We start from the raw sequence: 24,198 nt of genomic DNA, 5'->3' as shown, positions 1-24,198 counted from the left end.
TCCAGATACGGGGCGCGCGCGCTCGGAAAAGTTGACGAACCGGGAAACCGGGAATCGGGAACGCGGTGGCAGTGGCCGAGCGGGTGGCCCCCTCAGAAGACGGCGTCGATACTCTCGCCGAGGACCTCGACTGCGGTGTCGATCTCGTCGGTGGTCGCACACAGCGGCGGCGAGACGATGACCTGGACCGTCGGACGCCCCCCGCCGAAGAGGACGCCGCGCTCTCGCGCCTCGGCGAGCACGTCCGAGACGGGGTTGTCACCCTCGTCGACGCGCGGGTCGAAGAAGTGCTCGCCCGTCTCGGGGTCGGCGAACTCGACGCCCCAGAGGAACCCGCGGCCGTGGACGTCCGCGACCACGTCGTACTCGTCTTCGAGCGAGCGCAGTCCCGACTCCAGTTCGGGCGCGAGCGCGCGGACGTTCTCCAGCAGGCCGTCCTCGTAGGCGTCGATGGCCGCGACGCCAGCCGCACAGCTCACCGGGTGACCGGCGAACGTCTGACCGGTCGGAAGGCCCTCGTCCTCGACCATCCCGGCGAGCCCCTCGTTCACGAGGACGCCCGCGAGCGGCGCGTAGGAGCTGGTCACGCCCTTCGCGAAGGTGACGAGGTCGGGTTCGACGCCCTCGCCCTCGATGGCGAACCAGTCGCCACACCGGCCGAAACCGGAGATGACCTCGTCGGCGACGAGGAGGATGTCGTACTCGTCACAGAGTTCGCGCACGCGCTCGAAGTAACCCGGCGGGGCGGTGTAGGCACCGCTCGTCCCGCCGACGGGTTCGGTGACGAGCGCGGCGATGGAGTCCGGCCCCTCGTTCTTGATGACCCACTCCAGGTGGTCGGCGGCCTTCTCGGCGAGTTCCTCGGGCGTGTCGGCGTCGAACGGTCCGCCGAAGTCCAGCGGCGGGAGGAACTTCGTGTAGCCGGTGGTCGCGGCGTGTTTCTCGACCGGTGCGCGCGTCTGGGGGTCGCCCGTGAGCGCCGCCGCGCCGTAGGTCGACCCGTGGTAGGAGCGCCACCGCGAGAGGACCTTCGGCGCGTCCTGGTACTCGCGGGCGAGTTGGAGGGCGAGTTCGTTCGCCTCGCTCCCCGTGACGGAGAAGAAGACGTCCGTGAGACCGTCCGGCGCGCGCTCGACGAGTTTGCCGGCGAGTTCCGAGCGGATGGGCGTGTGCTTCGACGAGGAGACGTAGGGAATCCGGCGTGCCTGCTCGGTCATCGCCTCGACGATGCGCTCGCAGGAGTGGCCGGCGTTCACGCTGTAGAGTTGCGAGAGGAAGTCGAGGTACTCGGTGCCGTCCTCGTCGTAGACGGTCGCGTCCTCGCCCTCCGCGACGGTGAGGACGTCGTCGTCTGGCCCGTACCAGTGCGGGATTGCAGACTGCTCCATGCGAGTGAATGGACGAACGGGAGGAAAAAGATTCGCCCGGGGGACCGGGACGGGACGGGTTCGCTCGCCGTCGACTCGACTCAGTTACCGCGGCCCTGGAACTGCTCCTCTTCGGGGAGGTCGACGTTGGCCTCGCCCTTCATCCCCGCGCCGATGTTCGAGGCAATTTCGGCGAGGCGCTCGGGGTCGTCCCAGTTGTTGACGGCGTCGACGATGGCCCGCCCCATCGCCTCGGGGTCCTCGGCGCCGAAGATGCCGGAACCGACGAAGATTCCGTCGCACTCGTGGTGCATCATGAGCGCGGCGTCCGCGGGCGTGGCGATGCCCCCGGCCGCGAAGTTGACGACCGGCAGTCGACCCATCTCGGCCGTCTCGTGGACGAGGTCGTTGGGGGCCTCGTGCTCGCGCGCCCACATCTCGCGTTCCTCGTAGTTCATCCCCTCGAGTTTGCGGATGGCGCTCTTGATCTGGCGCTGGTGGTGGACGGCCTGGTTGACGTCGCCGGTCCCGGCTTCGCCCTTCGTCCGGATCATGGCTGCGCCCTCGTGGATGCGTCGGAGCGCCTCGCCGAGGTTGCGCGCGCCACAGACGAACGGCGCGGTGAAGTCGCGCTTGTCGATGTGGTACGTGTCGTCGGCGGGCGTGAGCACCTCCGACTCGTCGATCATGTCTGCGCCCGCGACCTCCATGATCTCGGCCTCCTTCCGGTGGCCGATGCGTACCTTCCCCATGACGGGGATGGAGACGGCGTCGATGACCTCCTGGATACCGCTGGGGTCGGCCATCCGGGCGACGCCGCCGCGCTTGCGGATGTCGGCCGGGACGGCTTCGAGGTGCATCACGGCGACCGCGCCGGCCTCCTCGGCGATCCGGGCCTGCTCGGCGTTCACGACGTCCATGATGACGCCGCCCTTCTGCATCCGCGCGAACCCGCGCTTGACGAGTTCGGTCCCTCGTTTGAGTCCTTCGAGGTCGGTTTCTTCGGACATAGCCCTGGCTAGCGAGAGGACTACCTAAGTAATGCCGATTGTTACCGACGAGACCGTCACTCGCGGTGGCCGCGGAGGATGCGCTCGAAGTAGGGCGTCATGACCTCGACGGCCTGCCGCCAGTGCTCTTCGGTGTGCATATCGTGCAGTTCGACACCGACCGTGTACCGGGCCGCCTCGGGACCGAACCCGGACTGGCCGTAGCGGGGTTTGTGGGGGTACTCCTCGTTCTGGAGTGCCGCCCGGAGTTCGTACACCTGGGCCTGCTGGAACGCCGACCAGTAGTCGCCGCCGACCTTGTGGTTGCGCCACGCCACCGTGCTCGCGTCCGCGTATTGTTCGTCGATGCCCGCGGCGTCCGCTCGGCGGAGGAACGCCTCGCGGATCGGTGACCAATCCGCCTCCCGGAGTCCCACCACGTCGATCTCCTCGCCGTCTTCGAGGATGTAGTCGGCTTCGAGGTCGTCTTTCGCCCAGAGGGCGTCGACGAAGGCCTCGCTCGCCGCGTCGACGCCCTCGTTGCCGAGGTGGGCGAACTGCCCCGCGTCGACGGCCCGGAACGAGGCGAGTGCGCCGGCCCGGTCGTCCTCGTCGTGGTACTGGAACCCCTCGACGAGCCGCGTCGCCAACCGCGTCGCGCTCTCCCTCCGGTCCCCTTCAGTCATCCTCCCCCCTGTCGACATACTCACTAGCTCTAGTGGGGCTACCCTCGCTATTGAGTGTTTTGTCACTCTCAGAGACTGATTCTCGCGAGTCGTGGCGCTGGACGCGTACGTACGGGGGTTCGTCGACGTGGTGGACGAGACCGGTTCGTCCGAGGTCTCCGCTCGGCGACTTCTCCAGTTTGATGTACTGGAGTCCGTCGTCTTCGAGCCACGTTCGGAGGACCTGTTCGGAGTCGTAGGCGTAGAACTCGGCGAGGGAGTCGTCCATCACGCCGGGGTTCTGGACGAACAGGACGCGGTCGTCCGGTCGCAGGAGGTTGCCCTTCGCCCAGTAGTACATCTGCCGGACTTCCTCCGGCCGGAGGCGCTGGAGGAGCGACTCGGTGTAGAGCAGCGTGAACACCGACCGCTCGCCGCGAGCGCGGTTGACCCGCTCGACGGCGCGCTTTATCTTGACGAACTGGACCGTCCGGATCTCCTGGACCATCTGCTCGAACAGTCCGTTCGCCTGTCCGAACGAGTACACGTTCTTCTCGAGGTGCGACCACGTCCCGACGAAGTCGAGGACGAACAGGCGGTCCTCGGCGAGTAACTCCTCGACCGTCGGCATCCCCTCGGGGAGCATCCGGTCGAACCGGTCCGGTTCCATGTTCGCGGAGGGGAAGAAGACGATCGCCTGGTCGTTCTGGTAGGCCGCCTCGATGAGCGAGAGGATGATGGTGTTCACCTCGGCCCGGCCGTCGTGCTCGACGAGAGCGGTACTCCCGCGGACGAACCCGCCGCCGGTCAGTTCGTCGAGTCCGGGGACGTTCGTCGTCTCGAACTCGTGTTGGAGGAACGACTGCGAGCGGGTCCGGTGGCGCGGTGCGAGGTGGACGCCGCGGGGACCGATCTCCACCTCGTAGCGACGGGTGTCGTGGTCGACGCCGCGGAGTTTCAGCACGCGGAGGTACCGGTGGACGTCGCCCTCGACCCGCTCGCGCCACAGGCGGATCACACCGTGCGTACTGTACTGGAGATCGTCGACGCCGCCGCCGTCGGTAGACTCACTCCCGTCGCCCTCCGCGGTGAACACCGTCGTCGCGCCGAAGTCGTCGGTGAAGAGTTGGACGAGGTCGAGGACCGCCCGACGGAAGGCGTCCTCGTCCCTCGCCATCGGGGCGAGCCCGGAGATGCTGTCGAAGACGACGCGGTCACACGGCCCGAAGCGTTCGAGGTACTGCTGGATGTAGCGCGCTTCGAAGGGGGCGCCGAACTCGCCGCCGAGCACCTCCTCCTCGTCGAGCGTCTCCAGGGTGAGCGTCGACTCATCGCCCGACTCGAACGTCGTCCCGTGTGTGGCGTGGACGCTCGTGACGACGAGGTCCTCGTGGTCGAGGTCGAAGGCGAACGGCTCGAAGGCGTCTCGGAGTTCGTCCGGGGTCTGTTCGGTACTGACGTAGAGACAGCGCTCGCCGCGCTCGATTCCCGCCTGGAGGAACTGCATGGCGAGGGTGCTCTTTCCGGTCCCCGGTCCACCCGTGACGAGCATCGAGCGCCCCGTCGGGAACCCACCACCGAGCGCTCTGTTCAGGAGCTCGACTCCCGTGTCCACCGGCATGTTCGTTCAACGTACCTCGGCCTTCCGGAGGTATAAACTAAGGGTTCACTCCCGGTGTTCTCGGAGGATGCGCTCGAAGTAGGGCGTCATGACCTCGACGGCCTGCCGCCAGTGCTCTTCGGTGTGCATGTCGTGGAGTTCGACCGCGACGGCGTAGCGGGCGGCCTCGGGACCGAATCCGGACTGGCCGTAGCGGGGTTTGTGGGGGTACTCCTCGTCCTGGAGTGCCGCCCGGAGTTCGTACACCTGTGCCTGCTGGAACGCCGTCCAGTAGTCGCCACGTCCGGCCTTGTGGTTGCGCCACGCCACCGTGCTGACGTCGGCGTACCGCTCGTCGATTCCGGCCACGTCGGCACGGCGACGGAACGCCGACTCGACCGGCGACCAGTCCGCCTCGAACAACCCCTCGCAGTCGAGTTCGCCGGTTTCCGCGGTGTACTCGGCTTCGAGTGCGTCCTTCGCCCAGAGGGCGTCGACGTACGCTTCGGCGGCGGCGTCGGCCTCCTCCGCGGAGAGGTGTGCGAACTGCGCCTCGTCGACGACGCACATGGCCTCGATGGCCGCCTCCCGCTCGTTCTCGTCGTGGTAGCGAAAGACGTGCGTGATCTGTTTGGCGAGCGCGCGTGCACTCTCACGATACGGCCCGTCGGTGTCACGGCCTGGGCTCATGACGTTACTCCTCCCGCTGGTCCTGTTGGCTCGGTCGCCGTCACGGCGGAGTTCGGCACTTCGGTTGGGGGACAACGGTACTTGGATTTATCGTATAGCCGGTATATAGTATGTTGGGACGTGTCGGAGTCGGCAGGATTTTGCCGGTGGACGCGAATTCTCGGGCAATGTCGACGCCGCCCCGAGAGTCGCTGCCGTGGTACGTCGCACCGCTCCCCGGGTGGCTCGAAGACGTGGCGTTCCGACTGCTCCCGGTCGTCGTCGCCGCCAACCTACTCGGGACCGCCTTCGGCTTCTACTACTACCTCCCGCAGTCGCGCTTCGAGCCACCGGCGATGTGGCTGTTCGTCCCGGATAGCCCCGTCGCGACCCTGTTCATCGGTCTCTCGCTCGCCGCGTGGCGCCTCGGCCGCCAACAGCCGTGGCTCGACGCGCTCGCGTTCGTCGGCTGTATCAAACTCGGCGCGTGGACGCCGTACGTCCTCCTCGTGTTCGCGGACGGCTTCTCATACCTCCACCCCGCGATGTACCACTTCCTCTTCTGGAGTCACCTCGCGATGGTGGTCCAGGCGTTCGTCGTCCACCGCTACAGCGACTTCCCGGTGTGGGCGGCCGCCGTCGCCGTCGGGTGGTACCTCCTCAACGACGTCGTCGACTACTTCGTGCCCGTTCTCGGCACGCCCCACCACACTCTCGTCCCGCCGCAGGGGGTCCTCGACGGTTCGTGGACGCACCCGACCGACCCCCACCTCCTCGCCGCCGCGGGCGCCGTCGTCCTCACGGTCGTCGCGACGTTCCTCCTGCTGACGACGCGCGTGAAGAAACTCGAAACGCGGGTCTAGGTCTCGAACCCTTCTCTGTGGGCGCGGACCCACAGTTCCCCGATGCGCGAGAGCCTCGTCCGGTAGGACTTCCCGTGTTCGTCCTGCTCGACGTAGCCCTTCCCACCGGGACCGAGGCGGTCGACGTTGTAGATGACCTTCGAGCGGAAACTGTCGGTGTGCTCCTCGTCGAGGTCGTCGGCGAGCGTCTTCGCGAGGTCGCTGACGCTCTCGAACTCGCCGTGCTCACCGAGGGTGAAGAGGACGAGTTCCTCGAAGGGCTTGACGTTCGAGAAGGAGGCGACCGGGAGTTCGAGGACGTGACTGCCGCCGACCTCCTTCGCGCCAATGGTCGTCCCGCGTTCGTCGAACTCCGAGAGGAGGTCGCGGGCGCTCGCCACCCGTTCGGCGACGCGCTCTTCGTCGACGGCGTCGAGGTCGGCCCCGTCGAGGTCCGAGAGCAGGTCGACCTGCGCGCGGAGTTCCTCGGCGAGTTCGGTCTCCAGGTACTTCTCGGGGACCGTGTAGTAGGTGTGGATGCGGTCGCGGTCGGTCTCTCGCTCGACGCTCAACGAGTGGGCGGCCGTCGCGAACGCGAAACTCACCGTCCGGGGCATCGAGGCGATGTTCACCCAGACCTCGTTGCCGGCGTCGAGTTCCTCGGCGATGAGGTCGAACGCACGCTCGAACGCGGCGTCGTAGTCGTAGACGTCGTCGAGAGTGACGCGTTCCGTCTCGGCGCCGAGGAGGTTCCGGAAGTCGCGCTCCAGTTTGCCGGCGAGGCGACGGGAGTACTCGACGTTCTCCTCGCTCCCGACCGCACCCTGCAGGAGGAGGACGCGGTCGACTTCGAGGCGCTCGCGGACGAGCGGAGCGATGAGCCGGTCGTAGTCGAAGCCGACCGGCACGATGTGCGTCTGCATCGTCACTCACCCTCCGCGTCCGCTCTCGCGGCCGCGCGGAGTCCCTCGAAGTAGACGGCGCTGTCCTCGCCCGCGGCCTGCGCGGTGAACGCCGAGACACCGAGCGTGAGGACGAGTCCGAGGACGACGCCGACCATCGACGCCGACCACCCCCAGTAGGTGGAGACGAGCACGGGCACTCCACCCAGCGTCACCTCGGGACCGAACACCGTCCAGAGGTAGAAGGCCTGGCTCCCGGCGACACCGGCGAGCATCCCCGCGCGGGTGGTCCCGCGCCAGTAGAGCGCGACGCCGACGGGGAGCGCGAGTTGCGCGAACCCGCCGAACGCGGTCGACCCGACCTGCACGAGCGACCCCGGTTCGAAGAGGCTCGCGACGAACGCGCCCGTCGCGAAGACGGCGACGCCGACCCGTCCCAGCAGGTCCTCGCGTCGGTCGCTCGCCGCGGGGTTCACGAACGGCCGGTACAGGTCGCGGGTGAAGTACGACGACCCCGAGAGGAGCATCGAGTCGGAGGAACTCATCATGGCCGCGAGCGCGCCCGCGACGACGAGCGCGGCGAACCACCCCGGCGTGTACTCGTTCAGCAGGACCGGGAGGACGTTCCCGGAGGTCTCGATGCCGACGCCGGCGGCCCACGACCCGAGGAGGAAGGCGGGGACGAACAGCAACAGGACGAGCACGGGCCAGAGGGCGAACGAGCGCTTGAGCACTCTCTCGGACTCGCCGACGAAGAAGCGCTGGTTCACCTGCGGGAACATCGTCACGCCGAGGGCGATGCCGATGGCCTGCGAGAGCATCCACTGCGGAGAGTAGAGACCGCCGCCGAGCGCGCGGAACTCGTCGGGGAGTGCGCCCCCGAGTTGGCCGGTCGCAGCGAGCGCGCCGCCCACCCAGAGGAAGGCGGCCCACACGACGACGAGCATGAACAACCCCTGGATGGTGTCGGTCCAGGCGACGCCGCGCATCCCCGAGACGACGACGTAGGCGATCATGAACACGGTAACGAGCGCCGCGCCCGCCCAGTAGGGGACGGCGCCGTCGGTGAGGGCGACGAGGGCGGTGCCGGCCCCCATCTGCTGGAGCATCACGTACGGGAACAGCCAGAACAGCGAGATGGCGGCGACCAACCCCCGGAGGGCCGACGAACCGAAGCGGTCGCCGAGCATCTCGCCGAGGGTGACGTACCCCTGCGCGCGGCCGACGAGCCACTGCTTGTAACCGAGGAAGTACCAGAGCAGGCCGAAGAGCACGCCGTCCATCAGGCCCATCACCAGGATCCACTCGGGACCGGCCGCGTAGGCGAGGTTCGGGCCGCCGAAGAAGGTGAACGCCGAGAGGAGCGTCGCGAACGTGGTGAACAGCAACACCACCGTGCCGAGTCCGCGGCCCGCGAGGTAGTAGTCCTCGGCGGAGCGCTCGGTGGCGCGGTAGGCGACGGCGCCGACGACGAGCGCGACGAGGAGGTAGGCGAACACCACCCCGAGTTCGACGACGAGGCTCACCGGCCCACCCCCACGAACGTGCCCCAGTCGCGGCGGGCGAACAGCGCGAACGCGACGGACGTGAGCGCCAGCCACCCGACGTGCCACCACAACCACACCGGTAACCCGGCGACGACGGTGGTGTCCCCCCACATGAACCACGGTATCGCGAGTGCGACGAGCACCGCGAAGACGACCCCCCAGCCGACCGCCGAACGCGTGACCATACTAGGCGCTTCTCACTGCGTTCCGTGTTAAGTATTGCCGTCGTGGCTTCAATTGCGCTCGTTGAAGAGAATTATTCATCGAAACGGGTGGAATCGAGACGCGACGCCGCCGGAACCGGTGTCTGGACCCGACGACAATTATTTCCACACGCCGCTCCAAACGTACGTAGTTCGATGGAAGACACGGCAAAGTACCTCATCCACGCGGACCTCGTCGCCGACAGCGTCGTCGACAGGAGCGACGTCGTCGGTGCGGTCTACGGCCAGACCGAGGGGTTGCTGGGTGACGAACTGGAGCTACGCGACCTGCAGGAGTCGTCGAAACTCGGCCGAATCGACGTCTCCGTGGAGAGCGAGGGTGGCCAGTCGTTCGGCCACATCACGGTCGCCTCCAACCTCGACAAGGTGGAGACCGCCATCCTCGCGGCCGCGCTGGAGGCGATCGAGCGCGTCGGTCCCTGCCGCGCGACGGTCGACGTCGCCCGCATCGAGGACGTCCGCGCGGCCAAGCGTCGGGAGGTCGTCGACCGCGCGAAGGAACTCCTCGCGACCGCGTTCGACGACGGCGCGTTCGACGGCGAGGACCTCGTCGACGAGGTCCGCGAGAGCGTCCGCGTCGACGACATCACCGAGTACGAGGGGCTCCCGGCCGGCCCGCGAGTCCCCGACAGCGACGCCGTCGTCGTCGTGGAGGGGCGTGCGGACGTCCAGCGACTCCTCCGCTACGGCATCAAGAACGCCATCGCCGTCGAGGGGACGGACGTCCCCGACGCCGTCACCGCGCTCACCGAAGACCGCACCACGACCGCGTTCTTCGACGGCGACCGCGGCGGCGACCTCATCCTGCGCGAACTGGCCCAGGTCGGTGACGTCGACTACGTCGCCCACCCGCCCGAGGGGTCGTCGGTCGAAGACCTCGACCGCGCCGAAGTGGACGCCGCCCTCCGGCAGAAGGTTCCCTTCGACCCCGGGGCAGTCTCCGAGGGCGAAGCCAAATCTGAAGCCGCATCCGAAGCCGAGGCCGAAGACGAGGCCGAGACCGAACGGACGGCCGGAGCCGAGCCCGAGGCGCGCGAAGCGGCCGCGACGCCGGACGCGGCGGACCCGGAGACGGCGAACGCCGCCACCGACGGGAGTACGCGTCCCGCACCCGCACCGGACTCGACCGAGTCCACCGACCGAGCGACGACCGAGTCGCCGACCGCCCATCCGAAGGGCAGCGAACCGGCACCGAAGACCGTCGCCGACCACGTCGAGGACCTGCGGGGGAGCGGGCGCGTCCGACTGCTCGACGGTGACCTCGAAGTCGTCGAGGAACGGCCCGCCGACGACGCGTTCGACGCGCTCGCCGACGCCGACGACGTCCCGTCCGCGGTCGTCCTCGACGGGACCGTCACCCAACGACTGCTCGACCTCGCGGCCCAGCGCGGCGTCGCGAAACTGGTCGGTACGGAAGAAGGGCAGTTCGTCAAACAGCCCGCGTCGGTCCGCGTCCTGACCGCAGATCGGTTCTGAGGTTCCGTTTTTCGCCGTCGCTCAGACGAGTCCGAGCGCCAGCGCCAGGAGTCCGCCGACGACGCCGCCGGTCGCCGTCGCGAGGAAGTTCACCGCCTGGTTGCCGACGACGTCGCCCTCGATGAGCGCGCCGGCGAGGCTGTCCGCGGTCATTCCCGCGAAGCCACCGACCACGACGACGGCGGCGCCGAGCAGCGAGAGCGGGAGGAGGAGCCACGCGAGGAGGGCGATGAGGGCGGCGCCGGCGAGTCCGGCGACCTCGCCCTGCCAGGTCACGCCGCCGTCGGTGCCGGGGTCGACCTCTTCGAGTGTCGTGATGAGACGCGGCGGTCCGTAGAGACCACCAATCTCGCTGGAGAGCGTATCTGCCAGCGCGGTGGCGACGCTGGCGCAGAAGGCGAAGCGGAAGACGGCGCCGTCGACGGGGAGGCGGGGGCTGGCGGCGAAGAGGAGGAGGGCGAGGAGCGCGGCCGCCGAGTTACCGAGGACGTTCCCGCTCCCGCGGGCACCGGCGTTCTCCTCGGCGACGCCGCGTTCTTTCTTCTCCTCGTAGTGGTACTTCGTCGCGAGCGCGCCGACGCCGAAGAAGGTGACGAGGACCGCGAACCACCCGTAGTCGCCGAGGACGACCGCGAGGAGGGCGAGGAAGACGCCGGTGAGCATCCCCGCACCGGAGGCGGCGCCGAGCGCGTACGAGATGTACCCGAAGAGGATGGTGACGCCGAGCGCGACGACGACCCGCGTCCACGTCACCGCGACCGCGAGGTCGGCGAACAGCCACAGCAGGAGGGCGACGGAGACGAGGATGAGCGGGTCGTCGCGGTCGGTGAACACCGCGCGGAGGAGTCCCGCGAGGAGGGCACCGCTGGCGGCGAGGAAGGCGTACTCCGGGCGGAGCAGTGGTTCGCCGAGGAGGGTCGCCGTGACGACCCGTCCGGCGAAGGCGGCGACGAAGCCGAGCGTCGCGAATCCGGTGGCTCCGGCGACTTCGCTGGGGGCGTACCGGCGGGCGACGACGCGCCCGAGGTCACCGTAACCGACGGCGAGGAGCGTCGCGACGTAGACGCCGACGGGCAGGTCGAAGAGCGGGACCAGCACGCCGAGACCGGTCGCGGCGAGCGCGAACCCCAGGAGGGTGTCGAGGCGCTCCTCCTGGCGGTCCCACGGGTAGGCGAAGAGTTCGAACAGCGGCCCCTCGGTGACGACGAAGGCGACGAGTGCCACCACCGCGAAGGGGACTGCCGCCGCTCGTCCCAGCACGGGCGCGGAGAGGGAGAGCGACGCGACGAGCGCAAACCCGACTGCTCGTCGGAGCGACTGAGTCACGGTGACGGATTTCTGCCGGACACTACTTAACTATCCCGAACCGTCCGAGCGATTTAGGGGTGTGTAGCCCGCTCGTCTCGGTGTGGGTCTGTACGACCGCTACCTCGCCCTCCGCATCCGCCGCCACGACGCCGCCCCACCCGACCACGTCGCGCTGGTCATCACCGAGCGCGACCTGCTCGAACAGGGCGCCTACGACACCCTCGAACGCTTCTTCGGGTGGGCCTTCGACCTCGGTGCCGAGCGCGTCACCGTCTACGTGAGCGTCCTCGACGAGGCGGCCGTCCCGACGCTCGAACGCGAACTCGCGGACCTGGCGGCCCCCCGCAACATCGCCGTCCGCGGCCCCGACGACACCGAACGTGCCGACGCCCCCATCCAGGTGAGCGTCGGTCTCGGCGGGAAGCACGAGTTCGCGAAGGCCGTCCGCGCCGTCGCCGAGCGCGTCGAAGTGGGCGAGATCTCCCCCGACGACATCGACGCCGCGGACGTCGAGGACCACCTCCTCTTCCCCGCCGAACCGGACCTCGTCATCAAGACCGGCGCCGAGCGCCTCTCGGACTTCATGATCTGGCAGTCGGTCTACTCGGAACTCTACTTCACCGACGTGAACTGGCGGGACGTCCGGAAACGCGACTACCTGCGGGCGATTCTCGACTACCAGAACCGCCAGCGGAGATTCGGCCGATAGGCCGAACGACGCGGCTCCGGGCCGGAATCTTTTGCCCGTCGCGTGAGAAGCGCCGAGTGCGATGCTCGAACTCTATCAGTCCGAGGGATGTCCGCACTGCGCGAAGGTCCGCGAGAAACTCTCCGAACTCGGCGTCTCCTACGTCACCCACAACCCCCGCCTCCCCGGGGGGATGGGCGGCGACGTGACCAACGAGGTCACCTACGAGGAGCTCCAGGCCGGCGGCGAGGACCAGATTCCCTACCTCGTCGACACCGAACGCGAGGTGACGATGTACGAGAGCGACGACATCGTCGAGTACCTGGAGGAGCACTACGCGTAAGCGGCGCGACGAACCGCGTTTTTCCCTCCAGGTTTTTCGGTCGAACGTAGTGAGACCGAAAAAGGTGGTCGTCGAGTACCTGGAGGAGCACTACGCGTAAGCGGCGCGACGAACCACGTTTTTCCCTCCAGAAGACACTTATCGGCCGTCCGAGGATTTTCGCTATGGACCGCCGTTCGGCCGTCGCGGTCGCGCTCCTCGCCCTGGGTGTCGTCCTCTGTGGCGTCGCCGTCGCGACGGCCCCGCCACTGGGGCAGACGGCGCACCGGCTGACCGTCGTGTCGGCCGACGGCCCGCCGAACGCCTCGGACGCGGCGGCACTCCACTACGAGAACCTCTCCGCGTCGGGGCAGGCGTTGTTCCGACGAGCGCTCGCCAGCGAGGACGGCACTGCGACCGTCTACGGGTCGTCGTCCGCACCGCCAGCGTTCACCTTCGTCGACGACCACGCGACGGCCGGCAGGGGACTGTACTACGTCGAGTACCACGGCGACTGGTACTTCGTCACCGCGTCGGTCGACAGCGGACTCCCGGCCGGTTCACTCTCGTCGCTCGCGCTGGGCGCAGTGGGACTCTTCCTCCTCGTCACCGGGGCGGTCGGACTCCGCACGGCGAGAGAGCGACTGTGGCAGTGACCGTCACGAAGCAGTCTGCCTAGTCCGCCGCCTTCCCGTCCTCGCTCTCCACGTCCAGTCCCTCGCGCGACCCCTCGGGGAGGTACTCGCGAAGGCGTGCGAGGACGGCGCGGGCCTCGTCGAGTTCGACGCCGCCGAACGCCCGGACGAGCGCGAGGGCGCGTTCGGCGCGGGCGCGGCGCCACGAGCGCTCGCGCGACTCGTAGGTCCGGACGGCCCGCAGGAAGTCGACCTTCGAGAACTCCGGCCAGTAGGGCGTACAGAAGAAGACGGCGGCCTCGTTTCCGTTGGCGTGCCACGGGAGGAAGTTCGAGGTGCGCTCGTCGCCCCCGGTTCGGATGATGAGGTCGACGTCGCGGACGGGGTCGGCGTAGAGGCGGTCGGCGACGGCGTCGACGTCCACCTCGTCGGCGGCGAGGTCGCCCGACTCGACCGCGCGGGCGACGTCGCGGGCCGCCCCGAGGAGTTCCGCGCGGCCGCCGTAGGCGACGGCGACGTTGAGGGTGAAGGAGTCGTAGCCGCGGGTGCGGCGGTCGGCGTAGTCGACGGCGTCGCGGACGCGCTCGGGGAGACGACTCACCTCGCCGAGCGCGCGGATGCGGACCTCGCGGTCGTGGATCTCGTCGACGTTGGCGAACTCCCGGAGTTTGTTCGCGAGGAGGTCGAAGAGGTGTTCGCGCTCGTCGGCTGGCCGGTCGAAGTTCTCGGTGGAGAAGGCGTAGAGCGTGAGTTCCTCGACGCCGAGGTCCGCACACCACTCTAGCACCTGCTCGGTGGTCTGTGCACCGGCCTGGTGGCCCTCGTGGGGGTCGTCCCCGCGCTTGCGAGCGTATCGACGGTTCCCGTCCTGGATGACCGCGACGTGCGACGGGACGCGCTCGTCGTCGATTTCCCGCTCGAGGACGCGCGAGTAGGCGGCCTGGAAGCGTTCGCCGACCCGCTCGCGCACGAGGGAGAGCATTATCAGGTACGTGAATCGGGGTGAGTATCAGCCTTCTGCTCCTCGTTCGCCCGCGCGAATCGCGTCGGACCGTGAGGGGTTTACCGGCGTCCTCCCTTTCTACCAGGTATGGCCGAGACTGTCGACGCCGACCTGCACCAGCGCGCTGCCGAGTTACTCGCCCCCGGCGACATCGAACTCCACGGCGCGGTCCTCCACACGGACCTCGACAGCGACCGCGAGAGCGAGATGCACCAACTCACCCTCGACGCCGACGAGGTCATCGCCGACTTCGCCGAGAAGGGTGACACCTACATCTACTCCGGGAACGACGACGAACGCTTCGGCGTCAACCAACACCAGGGACTCACGCTCGACGGCGACGAGTTCGTCTGGGAGTGCCAGCAACTCCTCCGCGAGGGGACCTACGACGTCGTCATCTACTGGGAGGCGACGGACGACCACGCTGCCGTCGTCGACGCCCTCGACGACGAACTCGACGCGACCGTCGTCGGTGTGACCGAGGACGGTCCCCTCTCAAGGGACTGACTTTATGAGCCAGGCCGACACACGGGAGGTTGTGACTGACGAGTCGGACGGACTCGACCTCGAAGGGACCGACCGGGCCATCGTCAACGCCTTCCAGGGCGGATTCCCCGTCGTCCGACACCCCTTCGAGCCCGCTGCCGAGGCGCTCTACCGGCGCGGCGTCGACGTCGACGCCGACGAGCTAGTCGAGCGCGTCCGCCGACTCGTCGACGAGGGATACCTGACCCAGTTCGGCCCACGCTTCGACGCCGAGGAGATCGGCGGGACCGCCACCCTCGTCGCCACCCACGTACCCGAGGACGCCACCGAGGCGGTCACCGAACTCCTCGACGACCGACCCGAGGTGGCCCACACCGACCAGTGTGAGCACCCGCACCTGAACGTGTGGTTCGTCGTCTCCGTCGTCGACGAGTCACGCGTCGAGGAGGTGCTCGCCGAGATCGAGGCGGCGACCGGACGGGAGACGTACCTCTTCCCGACACACCGGGAGTTCTGTGACGAGACGACCGTCCACGTCGACGGCCCGGTCGACGGGGACGACGTCGACCTCACGAACCTCGGGCCCTGCCCCAGTCCGTCGGGTCGCGACTCGCTCACCCCCGACGAGCGAGACCTCGTCGTCACCCTCCAGGACGGCCTGCCGATCACCGAGACGCCGTACGCGGACGTCACCGAGTCACTGGACGTCGACACCGACGCGACAGAGTCGCACCGAACGGACGCTCACTCCGCTCGCGTCGACTCCGAGTGGGTCGTCGAGACCATCCGCCGGTTCAACGACGAGGGGAAGATTCGTCGAGTCGGTGTCGTCCCCGACCGCCACGCGCTCGGCTACACCGAGAGCGGGACGACCGTCTGGGACGTCCCCGACGACGTCGTCGACGAGGTCGGGGCCGCGCTCGCCGAACTCGACTTTGTCACGCACTGCGAGGAACGACCACGTCACGAAGACGTCTGGCCGTACAACGTGTTCGCCACGGTCCTCGCTCGCACCGACGCGGAGCGCGACCGGCGCGTCCAGCAACTCCGTGACGTGATGGCCGAGCACTGGGACGTCGCCGACGACGACTGGGACACCCTGTCGACGCGCGTCCCGAAACCGACCGACCACCGCCTCGCGACGCGCGCCGACGCCAACACCGAACCGGAGACCGAGGACGAGACCGAGACGGAGACCGAGACCGAATCCGACGCCACGTCCGACGCCGAAGACGGGACCGAGAGCGAGGACGAGCAGTAGATGATCCCGCTCTTCCACGACTTCGACGGGGCGACGGTGATCGTCGTCGGCGGCGGTCCCGTCGGCGCACGGAAGGCCCGCCGGTTCGCCCGCGAGGCCGACGTCGTCGTCGTCGCACCCACGTTCGCCGACGCCGACTTCGGCGGCGCCGAACGGGTGCGCGCCGAACCCGCCGCCGACCCCGAGGAGGCCACGGATTGGGTCGAACGGACCGACCCGGCGCTCGTCGTCACCGCGACCGACGACACCGACGTGAACGAGGCGTTCGCGACGGCCGCCCGCGACGCCGGGACGCTCGTCAACCGCGCCGACCACGCCGAGGACCGAGAGGGACCGATGGACGTCGTCGTCCCCGCGACCGTCCGCGAGGACCCCGTCGTCGCGGCCGTCGCGACCGGTGGCGCGAGTCCCGCACTGAGCAAGTACCTCCGCGAGCGACTCGAAGACGAACTCGACGGGGCCGGTGCGATGGCCGAGTTGACCGCCGACCTCCGCGAGGAGCTAAAAACGCGCGAAATCCCCGCAGACCAGCGACACGAGGCGCTCCGCGCCGTCGTCCGGGACCCGCGCGTTTGGAAGAGTTTACGTACGGGAAAACCGAACGGACGACAAGCAGCCGACGACGTGGTGGGACAGGTCGTCGGCGTGGAGTGGCCATGAAAGGGAAGACAGGAGTCGTCACCGGCGTTCGCGTCTCGCGCGAACACGCCTCGGTCGACGACATCGAAGCCGTACGACGCGATCGCGAGGAGACGTTAGACCAACTCCTCAGACAGCCGTCGGTGTCGGAGGCGTACGTCCTCCAGACGTGTCACCGGGTCGAGGCGTACGTCGTCACCACGTCCCGTTCCGAGGGCGAGCACGCTCTCGACGCGGTCGGGTTCGACGTCGACCGCGTGCTCGTCACCGACCACGAGACGAGTCTCCGTCACCTGATGCGGGTCGCCGCCGGACTGGAGTCGCTGGTCCTCGGCGAAGACCAGGTGCTCGGACAGGTCCGGGACGCCTACGAGGCGGCCCGCCAGGCCGACGGCATCGGGCCGGTCCTCCGCGAAGGAGTCACGAAGGCGATCCACGTCGGGGAGCGCGCCCGGACGGAGACCGCCATCAACGAGGGCGTCGTCTCGCTCGGGAGCGCCGCCGTCGAACTCGCCGACCGAGAACTCGACGACCTGACGACCCGGACCGCGCTCGTCGTCGGCGCGGGCGAGATGGGCGTCCTCGCGGCCAAGGCGTTCGCCGCGGCCGGCGTCGACGAGATCGTCGTCGCCAACCGGACGCGCGCTCGCGCCGAGTGGCTCTGTGAGGTCCTGCCGGTCCACGCCGCCGCGGTCGGGCTGACCGACCTCGACGAGGAACTCGCGGCCGCGGACGTGGCCGTGACGGCCACCGGGAGCGACGAACCCATCGTCGACGCCTCGCTCCTCTCGGACGCGGGCGAGGTGCTCTGTATCGACCTCGGACAACCGCGCGACGTCGACCCCGACGCCAGCGCGGGCGTCCCCGCCCAGGTACGTGACCTCGACGACCTCGAAGCCGTGACCGACGCGACCCGCGAACGCCGCCGCGAGGCCGCCGTCGCCGTCGAGGCGATGATCGACGAGGAGTTCGACAACCTCCTGGCCCAGTACAAACGCAAGCGCGCCGACGAGGTCATCGCCTCCATGTACGAGAGCGCCGACCGCGTCAAACAGCGCGAACTCTCCACTGCGATGTCGAAACTCGAAGCCCGCGGCGACCTCACCGAGGAACAACGCGAGGCGGTCGAGTCGCTCGCCGACGCACTCGTCTCGCAGTTGCTCGCCGCCCCCACGCGGAGTCTGCGCGACGCCGCCCAGAACGACGACTGGACCACCATCGCCACCGCACTCGACCTCTTCGACCCGGACTTCGACGGCGAGATGCCGTTCGGCGGGGCGGAGACCGGGTCGCCCGCGACGGCCGAGGGCGAGACCGAGAGCGACGACGACTGAGACTGCGTTTTCTCCCGACCTCCCAGAGTCGGGGAGTACGATTATGTGTCCGCCGTGAGCATCCCGACACATGGCCGAACTCCTGTCCGACGAGGAGATCGACGAACAGTTACCCGAGGGCTGGGAGCGCGAGGGCGAGGAAATCGTCCGGACGTACGAGTTCGACGACTACCTCACGGGCGTCGCGTTCGCCAGCGAGGTCGGCGAACTCGCCGACGACGAGTTCCACCACCCCGAGATTCGCATCCGCTACGACGAGGTCGAGGTCCGCTTCACCAGCCACGAGGAGGGGGGAATCACCGACAAGGACGTCGAGATGGCCCGCGAGTGTAACGCACTCCGGTGAACCGATGGACGCCCGCTACGTCTTCACCGTCCGGTTCCGCCTCGAACCCAGCACGGACGTCGAACTCGACCCCGACGAGTTCGAGACCCGCCTCACCCGACCCGCCGACGACCCCGGCGAGGAGGGGTGGCTCTTCTTCCGGGACAACCTCTGGCGGGGCGAACTCGCCGACGAGGCCTACTTCCGACAACTCGCGGAAGACGCCCTCGACGTGACGGTCCTCGCGGTCGACTACCGCTCCCTCGACGCCGACGAGGCCTACTACGAGGCCCTCCAGGAGGAGATCGCCGAGAACCTCGACCTGTTCAAGGCCGACTCGACGACCGAGGTGTTGAACAAGTACCTCGGGAGTTCCGTGGAGTTGCGCGACTGAGGGGCAAAACACTTAGCGGAAAACGGCGTACCTCTGTCTCTATGCGTCCCGTTACCCCCTCCACGCCGACGGCCACGCCCGCGTCCGCCGCGCCGGCGACCTCGGCGTACGACTTCTGGCTGCTGGATCTCGACGGCACCCTCGTCGACACCGAGTGGTCCTACACCCGCGAGGTGTTCGACCGGGTCGGCGAGCGCCTCGGCGACGAGTTCTCCGACTACCGGGCGGAAGTACTCTGGCACGGACTCGGCGGTTCCCGCGACGACCAACTGCGCTCGTGGGGGTACGACCCAGAGGCGTTCTGGGACGCCTTCCACGCGGTCGAGGACCCCGCCGCCCGCGCGGAGGCGACCTACCTCTACGACGACGCCGACTTCGTCGCGGACCTCGATACGCCCGTCGGACTCGTCACTCACTGCGCGGAGTTCCTCGCCGAACCCGTGATGGACCACCTCGACATCCGCGACTGGTTCGACGTCGTGGTCTGTTGTGACCGCGACGTCGGCTACAAGCCCGACCCCGCGCCGCTCCACCTCGCGATGGACTCGGTGGGCGTCGACGCGGACGCCGAGGTCGGCGTCTACGCCGGTGACGGCCCGAACGACGTCGGCGCGGCCCACAACGCCGGTATCGACTCCATCCACGTCGAACGCCACGACCCACACCGCCGCGGACAGTGCGTCCTCGGCGACTACCGCCTCTCCTCGTTCGACGACCTCGGGAACGAGGGGTCGACGGACGGCCGCGACGCGGCGAGCGACTGACGGCGGACGACGTTACTCCGCGCCGTCGCCGTAGCCCGGGAGTTCTGCCAGAATCTCGTCGACGTCGGCCAGCGCGGCGTCGAGGTCCGCGACGCCCGCTTTCTCCATGCGCTCGGGGTTCGCGAGCACGCGGACCGTCTCCTCGCCCACGGGGACGAAACCGAGACCGAGTTTCTCGGCGGTCGCCCGGAGTCCGAGACCGGCGTCCGCGTCGCCCGCGAGCACCTTCCGCGCGGGACTCTCGTGGGCCTTGACGGTCAGGCCGTAGCCGTCGATCTCACCTTCGAGGTCGCGGCGGGTCGCCTCGCGTTCGTCGGCGAGGACGTCGAGTGCGGCGTCGAGCGACCGGCGCATCCCGGAGGCCGTTCCGCGGTTGACGAACCGGAGGTCGCGGTCGACGAGGGTCGCGAGACCGTCGATTCCTTCGGGGTTGCCCTCCGGGACGACGAGACCCCACTCGCGGGTCCACGCGCCGAGTTCGACGGAGTCGACGTCGCGCTCCAGGGGGCCAGCGGCGACCGCGACGTCTGGAACGCCGTCGCGCAGACGGCGAAGACCCTCACGCGTGCCGAACGGTAGGTATCGCGGGTTCTGCACCCGGTCGAGGACGCGCGAGAGCGCGGGGTCGTCCTCGCCGACGCCGAGGACGCGCGGCGGCCGGACGTCCGGCGAGAAGAGTTGGACCTCTACCTCCTCGCCGGCGGCGAGGTACTCGGTGTCCGGGCCGACCTCGACGACACCGTCGGCCTCGACGAGCGAGGTGGTCGCACCGCTCCCCTTGTCCACGGGGTAGACGAGCGTTCGCCCCGCTTCGTCCTCGACGAGGCCGGCGGGCATCAGGCGGGTGCGACCCTCGCTGTATCGCTCGCGGACGGCCATCTCGCCCGTGACCGTCGCGGTCCGGGGTTCGGGGAGACCCGCGGCCTCGCGGATGGCCGGCGCGACGAACGTTCGGAAGATGGTGAGCGCGGAGACCGGGTAGCCCGGCAAGCCGACGTAGGCGCTCTGTCCCACCCGCCCGACGAGCATCGGTTTCCCGGGCTTGACGGCGACGCCGTGGAGCAGGAGTTCGCCCGTGTCCTCGATGACGCGGTAGATGACGTCCACCGCGCTCGCGGACGTCGACCCAGAGGTGAGCACCAGGTCGCACTCCTCGGCGGCGCGGCGGAGTTGGTTCTCCATTTCCTCGTAGTCGTCGCCCGCGTGCGGGTAGAGTTCGGGGTCGCCACCGGCCTCCTCGACGGCGGTGGCGATGGTGTAGGAGTTGACGTCGTAGATCTCGCCGCGAGCGTGGTTCAGCGACTCGCCCGGCCGGACGAGTTCGTCGCCGGTGGAGATGATGCCGACCGTGGGTTTCCCGCGGACGGGCACCGTCTCGACGCCGAGCGCGGAGAGCAGGCCGATTTCGCGGGGCGTGAGACGGGTCCCGGGGCCGATCGCGCGCTGGCCGGCGGCGACGTCCGCGCCCGCGAACATCACGTTGTCGCCGGGCGCGACGGCCTTCCGGATTTGCACGACACCATCAGTTTCGTCGGTCTCTTCGACCATCACCACGGCGTCCGCGCCGTCGGGGACGACCGCCCCGGTCGAGATTTCGGCGCACTCGCCCTCGCCGACCTCGACGTCGGGTTCGGCGCCGGCGTGGACTTCGCCGACTTTCTCCAGTTCGGCGGGGTCGGTCTCCTCCGCCCCGAACGTGTCGCGGGCGCGGACGGCGTAGCCGTCCATCGACGCGCGGTCGAACCCCGGTACGTCGACGTCGGCGTCGACGCGTTCGGCGAGGACGCGTCCCCGCGCGTCTTCGAGCGGGACCGTCTCGGCGTCGGGTTCGAGGTCCAGCGAGTCGATGGTTCGGTGGGCTTCGGCGGGCGGTACGAGGTCGCGGAATTCTTTCCTGTCGGACATCTATGGTAGTTCCTCCCACTTCTCGACGGTGACGGTCTTCCCTTCGGCGATTCCTTCGGACTCTTCGGGTACCTGCACCCACCCGTCGGCGAGGGCGACCGAGGAGAGGATGCCGGACCCGCTCGTGCGGACCGGTTCGGCGACGGTCTCGCCCTCCTCCTCGCTCACCTGGACGCGGGCGAAGGTGCGGACGCCGGGTTCGCTCGGAATCTTCCGGGTCAGCGTCGCCTGGGTCGAGGGGAAGTCGGGGACGGACATCCCGCCGGCCCACTTGAGCGCGGGCCGGAGGAACTGGACGGCGTTGATGATGCAGGCGACGGGGTAGCCCGGGAGCATCACGACGGGCGTCCCGTCGACGACACCGAGCGCGACCGGGTGACCCGGTTTGAGCGCGACGCCGTGGACGAGCACCTCGCCCAGTTCGTCGACGACCTCGGGGATGAGGTCGCGTTCGCCGACGGAGGAACCGCCGGTCGTCACGAGGACGTCGGCGTCCCGGTCGCGTTCGAGGGCCTCGCGGAGTTTGTCCTCGTCGTCGGTGACGACGTCGCGGTAGCGCGCCTCGCCGCCCCAGCGTTCGACGAACCGGGAGACGGTGAGGCCGTTCGTCTCGACGACCTCCCCCGGATCGGGCGTCTCGCCGGCCTCGACTAGTTCCTCGCCGGTCGGAATCACCGCGACTTCCGGTGGCTGGTACACTTCCACCTCGTCGACGCCGACCGAGCGGAGCATCCCGAGGTCGGAGGGGCGCAGGCGGTGGCCCGGGTCGTAGAGGTGCTGGCCCGCCTCGACGTCCTCGCCGACGTCGCCGACGTTCTTCCCCTCGGCGAGCGCGGTGAACACCTCGACCTCGCGGCCGACCTCCTCGACCTGTTCGATCATCACGACGGCGTCGGCCCCCTCGGGCAGGGCGCTCCCCGTGTGGACGCGGACCGCCTCGCCTGGCCCGACAGTGGCGTCTTCGTCGGCCTCGTAGCGGTCGAGGACGGCCGGCGAGCGGTCGCTCGCGCCGAACGTGTCCTCGGCGCGGACGGCGTACCCGTCCATCGCGGCGCGGTCGTAGTGCGGGACGTTCCGTTCGGCCGTCACCGTCGCGGCGAGCGTCCGGCCGTCCGCTTCGGTGAGCGGCGCGCGCTCGGTCCGCCCGTGTGCGTCTACGGCGTCGCGGAGGGCGTCGCGGGCGTCGGCCACCCGCGTCCGCTCCTTGAACCCGGCGTGGTGACGGTCCCCGGTGTGAGTCATGGCCGACGGTTGGACGCGCGCGGGCAAAAGCGTCCGGGAGACGGCCAGCGTCTCGGCGACCGTCCGCGCTCTCGCTTCGCGACGATTAACTCGGATTTAATCCGGCTTAATCGGGCTGAAACCCCAGAAATCCAGGGCTACGGAGTTTCCCATTGATTACCCTCCCGCCGTGTAGGTGAGGATGCGATGAAGCTCACAAAGATCGGTGCCGTCGCACTGGCCGCACTGCTCGTGACCGCCGGCGCCGCCGCCGCGATGCCCGGCGCCGGGAACGCGGGTTCGACACCCGCGGACACACACGCGAACGAACACGCCGCCAGTTCCGGCTCCGGCCACGGACAGGCCAGTGAGTCGGACGCCGCGGCACACGGCAACGACTCCGCCGCGAACGAGTCCGACTCGCCGAACCGGAACGCTAGCGCGAACGCCTCCGACGGCGAGCGCGGACCGCCCACGGACATGCCCTCGCAGGTCCCCGACCACGTGAGCGAGGTCCACGAGACCATCCAGAAGTTCCTCGACGGTGAGATCGCCAACCTCGGCGAGGCCCTGAGCGGCGTCCTCGGTGGCGACCAGGCGGTCGCCCAGGACGAGCACGCGAACGAGTCGGGTAACGTGACGACCACCACGACGCCGCAGCCGACGACCACCAGCGACGACGCGTCGGGTAACACGACGACCACGGCCGAGAACACCACGACCACCACGACCACGACGTCCGCGTAGTGACGTGGTGACGAACACGCATCCATGATTCCCCACGGCGCCCCCATCGACGAGTTCACCCGCTTCGCTGTCGGGTTGCTGGTCGGTGGGGCCGCCATCTCCGTCGGTGCGAACCGCCTCGCTCGCCCGCTCGGCTACGACCACGCGGTCCTGACCGCGTTGCTGGGCGCGGCGGCGTGGGCGCTCCTCGCACCGGTCCCCCTGATCGGCACGGTCCTGGCGCTCGCCGCCTGGGTGGGCGTCATCCGCTGGCGCTACCCCGTGGGGTGGGCGCGCGCCGCCGGCATCGGGCTCCTCGCCTGGGCCGCGGCGACACTCGCCCTCGCGGCACTGGCCCTCCTCGGAGTCGACGCGAGTTTCCCGAGCGTCGGCACGGGGCAGCTCGGCTGACCCGGAGTCGACGGGTTCGAGGCGCTGGGCGTCCCTGGCGCCTGGCCCGCGCGACGCGACACGCGTATCCCCTGCGGTCGCACCCCTCCCCCGGCATCGCCCGGCCGCTGTCACACCGGTCCGGGACGACGCCGAACCGATATCTCAGTTGTTCGCCCCCATATCTCGACAACGCCGTCGATAACTCAGTTATCGACTCGATAGGGCGAAAATTCGACCCACAACTCAGTTGTCGGGCGTATATCTCAATTGTTCGCCGCCGAACTCGCCGGACCCACGGCCTTTTTCGTCCACGACGCCGAACGGCCGTCCATGCGTTTTCTCTACGAGGCGCTCCGCGCCCCGCCCGGCGCCGCGCTCGCCGACCTCCACCTGTCGCCGGACACCACTGCGGAGGGTGCGTCGGCCCGTATCGAGGGCGGCGTTCACGAGGGGACGCTTTCGAGGCGTGGCGTGAGCAGCGAAATCGAGGTCGACGGCCCCGTCGAGGCGTAG

Annotated in this window: 27 protein-coding genes; 15 read left to right on the top strand and 12 right to left on the bottom strand. The window is 69.1% G+C overall.

All coding sequences use genetic code 11. The features are described 5' to 3' along the window. Positions 1 to 92 precede the first annotated feature (92 nt). The 5 genes from P0Y33_RS15415 to P0Y33_RS15395 form a co-directional block, all read right to left on the bottom strand. Positions 93 to 1,388 carry an aminotransferase family protein gene (locus P0Y33_RS15415; RefSeq protein WP_279528273.1) on the bottom strand — a complete coding sequence of 432 codons (1,296 nt, stop codon included), beginning with the start codon at positions 1,386 to 1,388 and terminating at the stop codon, positions 93 to 95. Between the two features lie 80 nt (positions 1,389 to 1,468). Beyond that, positions 1,469 to 2,377 (bottom strand): pyridoxal 5'-phosphate synthase lyase subunit PdxS, encoded by a 909-nt coding sequence (gene pdxS, locus P0Y33_RS15410; protein WP_279528272.1) that lies wholly within the window; start codon positions 2,375 to 2,377, stop codon positions 1,469 to 1,471. A 56-nt stretch (positions 2,378 to 2,433) separates the two neighbouring features. Continuing rightward, complete coding sequence (locus P0Y33_RS15405) at positions 2,434 to 3,042, bottom strand: hypothetical protein (protein ID WP_279528271.1); 609 nt, start codon at positions 3,040 to 3,042, stop codon at positions 2,434 to 2,436. Beyond that, positions 3,035 to 4,636, bottom strand: coding sequence for an ATPase domain-containing protein (locus P0Y33_RS15400; RefSeq protein ID WP_279528270.1), 1,602 nt, complete (start codon positions 4,634 to 4,636; stop codon positions 3,035 to 3,037). The genes P0Y33_RS15405 and P0Y33_RS15400 overlap by 8 nt, the downstream gene beginning before the upstream one ends. 51 nt (positions 4,637 to 4,687) lie before the next feature. Further along, positions 4,688 to 5,311 carry a hypothetical protein gene (locus tag P0Y33_RS15395; RefSeq protein WP_279528269.1) on the bottom strand — a complete coding sequence of 208 codons (624 nt, stop codon included), beginning with the start codon at positions 5,309 to 5,311 and terminating at the stop codon, positions 4,688 to 4,690. A gap of 167 nt (positions 5,312 to 5,478) precedes the next feature. On the opposite strand from P0Y33_RS15395, the gene P0Y33_RS15390 reads away from it, so the two are divergent. Continuing rightward, positions 5,479 to 6,153: a DUF1405 domain-containing protein gene (locus tag P0Y33_RS15390; protein WP_279528268.1), complete on the top strand. Its 675-nt coding sequence runs from the start codon at positions 5,479 to 5,481 to the stop codon at positions 6,151 to 6,153. Here P0Y33_RS15390 and P0Y33_RS15385 read toward each other — a convergent pair. From P0Y33_RS15385 to P0Y33_RS15375, 3 genes are read right to left on the bottom strand one after another with little or no spacing between them, the layout of a single operon-like run. Beyond that, positions 6,150 to 7,055 (bottom strand): HFX_2341 family transcriptional regulator, encoded by a 906-nt coding sequence (locus P0Y33_RS15385; RefSeq protein ID WP_279528267.1) that lies wholly within the window; start codon positions 7,053 to 7,055, stop codon positions 6,150 to 6,152. The two genes, P0Y33_RS15390 and P0Y33_RS15385, sit on opposite strands and share 4 nt — an antisense overlap. Before the next feature lie 2 nt (positions 7,056 to 7,057). Next, complete coding sequence (locus P0Y33_RS15380; RefSeq protein WP_279528266.1) at positions 7,058 to 8,560, bottom strand: sodium:solute symporter family protein; 1,503 nt, start codon at positions 8,558 to 8,560, stop codon at positions 7,058 to 7,060. Then, positions 8,557 to 8,766, bottom strand: coding sequence for a DUF3311 domain-containing protein (locus P0Y33_RS15375; RefSeq protein WP_279528265.1), 210 nt, complete (start codon positions 8,764 to 8,766; stop codon positions 8,557 to 8,559). The genes P0Y33_RS15380 and P0Y33_RS15375 overlap by 4 nt, the downstream gene beginning before the upstream one ends. A gap of 174 nt (positions 8,767 to 8,940) precedes the next feature. Here P0Y33_RS15375 and dnaG point away from each other — a divergent pair, with 174 nt between their 5' ends. After that, positions 8,941 to 10,281, top strand: coding sequence for a DNA primase DnaG (dnaG, locus tag P0Y33_RS15370; RefSeq protein WP_279528264.1), 1,341 nt, complete (start codon positions 8,941 to 8,943; stop codon positions 10,279 to 10,281). A gap of 21 nt (positions 10,282 to 10,302) precedes the next feature. Here the strand turns inward: dnaG and P0Y33_RS15365 are convergent, their stop codons facing one another. Next, positions 10,303 to 11,607 carry a DUF92 domain-containing protein gene (locus P0Y33_RS15365; protein WP_279528263.1) on the bottom strand — a complete coding sequence of 435 codons (1,305 nt, stop codon included), beginning with the start codon at positions 11,605 to 11,607 and terminating at the stop codon, positions 10,303 to 10,305. Between the two features lie 82 nt (positions 11,608 to 11,689). On the opposite strand from P0Y33_RS15365, the gene P0Y33_RS15360 reads away from it, so the two are divergent. From P0Y33_RS15360 to P0Y33_RS15350, 3 genes are all read left to right on the top strand, one after another. After that, entirely contained in the window at positions 11,690 to 12,298 is a 609-nt protein-coding gene (locus tag P0Y33_RS15360) for an undecaprenyl diphosphate synthase family protein (RefSeq protein WP_279528262.1), read from the top strand. 61 nt (positions 12,299 to 12,359) lie between these two features. Further along, a complete protein-coding gene (locus tag P0Y33_RS15355) occupies positions 12,360 to 12,620 on the top strand; it encodes a glutathione S-transferase N-terminal domain-containing protein (RefSeq protein ID WP_279528261.1) in 261 nt (86 codons plus the stop codon). Between the two features lie 164 nt (positions 12,621 to 12,784). Continuing rightward, the gene (locus P0Y33_RS15350) at positions 12,785 to 13,255 is read left to right on the top strand and encodes a hypothetical protein (RefSeq protein ID WP_279528260.1); all 471 of its coding nucleotides are present in this window, start codon (positions 12,785 to 12,787) and stop codon (positions 13,253 to 13,255) included. A 19-nt stretch (positions 13,256 to 13,274) separates the two neighbouring features. Here P0Y33_RS15350 and uppS read toward each other — a convergent pair whose 3' ends face one another. Next, the gene (gene uppS / locus P0Y33_RS15345) at positions 13,275 to 14,216 is read right to left on the bottom strand and encodes a polyprenyl diphosphate synthase (protein ID WP_279528259.1); all 942 of its coding nucleotides are present in this window, start codon (positions 14,214 to 14,216) and stop codon (positions 13,275 to 13,277) included. A 108-nt stretch (positions 14,217 to 14,324) separates the two neighbouring features. On the opposite strand from uppS, the gene P0Y33_RS15340 reads away from it, so the two are divergent. The 7 genes from P0Y33_RS15340 (at position 14,325) to P0Y33_RS15310 (ending at position 19,440) form a co-directional block, all read left to right on the top strand. Next, a complete protein-coding gene (locus P0Y33_RS15340; protein ID WP_279528258.1) occupies positions 14,325 to 14,744 on the top strand; it encodes a DUF5778 family protein in 420 nt (139 codons plus the stop codon). Between the two features lie 4 nt (positions 14,745 to 14,748). Further along, a complete protein-coding gene (locus tag P0Y33_RS15335) occupies positions 14,749 to 15,984 on the top strand; it encodes an Lrp/AsnC family transcriptional regulator (protein ID WP_382268697.1) in 1,236 nt (411 codons plus the stop codon). Beyond that, positions 15,985 to 16,644 carry a precorrin-2 dehydrogenase/sirohydrochlorin ferrochelatase family protein gene (locus P0Y33_RS15330; protein WP_279528256.1) on the top strand — a complete coding sequence of 220 codons (660 nt, stop codon included), beginning with the start codon at positions 15,985 to 15,987 and terminating at the stop codon, positions 16,642 to 16,644. Further along, a complete protein-coding gene (gene hemA, locus P0Y33_RS15325) occupies positions 16,641 to 17,957 on the top strand; it encodes a glutamyl-tRNA reductase (RefSeq protein ID WP_279528255.1) in 1,317 nt (438 codons plus the stop codon). Before P0Y33_RS15330 ends, hemA begins: the two co-directional genes overlap by 4 nt. A 70-nt stretch (positions 17,958 to 18,027) precedes the next feature. Beyond that, positions 18,028 to 18,303 (top strand): 4a-hydroxytetrahydrobiopterin dehydratase, encoded by a 276-nt coding sequence (locus P0Y33_RS15320; protein ID WP_279528254.1) that lies wholly within the window; start codon positions 18,028 to 18,030, stop codon positions 18,301 to 18,303. Positions 18,304 to 18,307: 4 nt separating this feature from the next. Next, the gene (gene lwrS / locus P0Y33_RS15315) at positions 18,308 to 18,676 is read left to right on the top strand and encodes an LWR-salt protein (protein ID WP_279528253.1); all 369 of its coding nucleotides are present in this window, start codon (positions 18,308 to 18,310) and stop codon (positions 18,674 to 18,676) included. Positions 18,677 to 18,717: 41 nt separating this feature from the next. Next, a complete protein-coding gene (locus P0Y33_RS15310) occupies positions 18,718 to 19,440 on the top strand; it encodes an HAD family hydrolase (protein WP_279528252.1) in 723 nt (240 codons plus the stop codon). A gap of 12 nt (positions 19,441 to 19,452) precedes the next feature. Here P0Y33_RS15310 and P0Y33_RS15305 read toward each other — a convergent pair whose 3' ends face one another. Further along, positions 19,453 to 21,345 carry a molybdopterin biosynthesis protein gene (locus P0Y33_RS15305; protein WP_279528251.1) on the bottom strand — a complete coding sequence of 631 codons (1,893 nt, stop codon included), beginning with the start codon at positions 21,343 to 21,345 and terminating at the stop codon, positions 19,453 to 19,455. Then, complete coding sequence (locus tag P0Y33_RS15300; protein WP_279528250.1) at positions 21,346 to 22,587, bottom strand: molybdopterin molybdotransferase MoeA; 1,242 nt, start codon at positions 22,585 to 22,587, stop codon at positions 21,346 to 21,348. It lies immediately after the preceding gene. A gap of 186 nt (positions 22,588 to 22,773) precedes the next feature. Here P0Y33_RS15300 and P0Y33_RS15295 point away from each other — a divergent pair, with 186 nt between their 5' ends. The 3 genes from P0Y33_RS15295 (at position 22,774) to P0Y33_RS15285 (ending at position 24,198) form a co-directional block, all read left to right on the top strand. Then, positions 22,774 to 23,313, top strand: coding sequence for a hypothetical protein (locus P0Y33_RS15295; RefSeq protein WP_279528249.1), 540 nt, complete (start codon positions 22,774 to 22,776; stop codon positions 23,311 to 23,313). Positions 23,314 to 23,337: 24 nt separating this feature from the next. Then, entirely contained in the window at positions 23,338 to 23,703 is a 366-nt protein-coding gene (locus P0Y33_RS15290) for a hypothetical protein (protein ID WP_279528248.1), read from the top strand. Positions 23,704 to 24,015: 312 nt separating this feature from the next. After that, positions 24,016 to 24,198: a hypothetical protein gene (locus P0Y33_RS15285; protein WP_279528247.1), complete on the top strand. Its 183-nt coding sequence runs from the start codon at positions 24,016 to 24,018 to the stop codon at positions 24,196 to 24,198.

The organism is Halospeciosus flavus (assembly GCF_029814175.1).
Lineage (GTDB): Archaea > Halobacteriota > Halobacteria > Halobacteriales > Halobacteriaceae > Halospeciosus > Halospeciosus flavus.
The sequence above is the reverse complement of the archived record's forward strand: the minus strand, read 5'-3'. Positions and strand labels throughout refer to the sequence as shown.

Bases quoted from the DNA above. Each gene is read 5' to 3' on its own strand.
- P0Y33_RS15405 (WP_279528271.1), bottom strand. From the start codon at position 3,042: ATGACTGAAGGGGACCGGAGGGAGAGCGCGACGCGGTTGGCGACGCGG.
- lwrS (WP_279528253.1), top strand. From the start codon at position 18,308: ATGGACGCCCGCTACGTCTTCACCGTCCGGTTCCGCCTCGAACCCAGC.
- P0Y33_RS15335 (WP_382268697.1), top strand. From the start codon at position 14,749: ATGAGCCAGGCCGACACACGGGAGGTTGTGACTGACGAGTCGGACGGA.
- P0Y33_RS15385 (WP_279528267.1), bottom strand. From the start codon at position 7,055: ATGCAGACGCACATCGTGCCGGTCGGCTTCGACTACGACCGGCTCATC.
- pdxS (WP_279528272.1), bottom strand. From the start codon at position 2,377: ATGTCCGAAGAAACCGACCTCGAAGGACTCAAACGAGGGACCGAACTC.
- P0Y33_RS15355 (WP_279528261.1), top strand. From the start codon at position 12,360: ATGCTCGAACTCTATCAGTCCGAGGGATGTCCGCACTGCGCGAAGGTC.
- P0Y33_RS15330 (WP_279528256.1), top strand. From the start codon at position 15,985: ATGATCCCGCTCTTCCACGACTTCGACGGGGCGACGGTGATCGTCGTC.
- P0Y33_RS15310 (WP_279528252.1), top strand. From the start codon at position 18,718: ATGCGTCCCGTTACCCCCTCCACGCCGACGGCCACGCCCGCGTCCGCC.
- dnaG (WP_279528264.1), top strand. From the start codon at position 8,941: ATGGAAGACACGGCAAAGTACCTCATCCACGCGGACCTCGTCGCCGAC.
- P0Y33_RS15305 (WP_279528251.1), bottom strand. From the start codon at position 21,345: ATGTCCGACAGGAAAGAATTCCGCGACCTCGTACCGCCCGCCGAAGCC.
- P0Y33_RS15395 (WP_279528269.1), bottom strand. From the start codon at position 5,311: ATGAGCCCAGGCCGTGACACCGACGGGCCGTATCGTGAGAGTGCACGC.
- P0Y33_RS15390 (WP_279528268.1), top strand. From the start codon at position 5,479: ATGTCGACGCCGCCCCGAGAGTCGCTGCCGTGGTACGTCGCACCGCTC.
- P0Y33_RS15300 (WP_279528250.1), bottom strand. From the start codon at position 22,587: ATGACTCACACCGGGGACCGTCACCACGCCGGGTTCAAGGAGCGGACG.
- P0Y33_RS15350 (WP_279528260.1), top strand. From the start codon at position 12,785: ATGGACCGCCGTTCGGCCGTCGCGGTCGCGCTCCTCGCCCTGGGTGTC.
- uppS (WP_279528259.1), bottom strand. From the start codon at position 14,216: ATGCTCTCCCTCGTGCGCGAGCGGGTCGGCGAACGCTTCCAGGCCGCC.
- P0Y33_RS15340 (WP_279528258.1), top strand. From the start codon at position 14,325: ATGGCCGAGACTGTCGACGCCGACCTGCACCAGCGCGCTGCCGAGTTA.
- P0Y33_RS15285 (WP_279528247.1), top strand. From the start codon at position 24,016: ATGCGTTTTCTCTACGAGGCGCTCCGCGCCCCGCCCGGCGCCGCGCTC.
- P0Y33_RS15290 (WP_279528248.1), top strand. From the start codon at position 23,338: ATGATTCCCCACGGCGCCCCCATCGACGAGTTCACCCGCTTCGCTGTC.
- hemA (WP_279528255.1), top strand. From the start codon at position 16,641: ATGAAAGGGAAGACAGGAGTCGTCACCGGCGTTCGCGTCTCGCGCGAA.
- P0Y33_RS15320 (WP_279528254.1), top strand. From the start codon at position 18,028: ATGGCCGAACTCCTGTCCGACGAGGAGATCGACGAACAGTTACCCGAG.
- P0Y33_RS15375 (WP_279528265.1), bottom strand. From the start codon at position 8,766: ATGGTCACGCGTTCGGCGGTCGGCTGGGGGGTCGTCTTCGCGGTGCTC.
- P0Y33_RS15295 (WP_279528249.1), top strand. From the start codon at position 22,774: ATGAAGCTCACAAAGATCGGTGCCGTCGCACTGGCCGCACTGCTCGTG.
- P0Y33_RS15415 (WP_279528273.1), bottom strand. From the start codon at position 1,388: ATGGAGCAGTCTGCAATCCCGCACTGGTACGGGCCAGACGACGACGTC.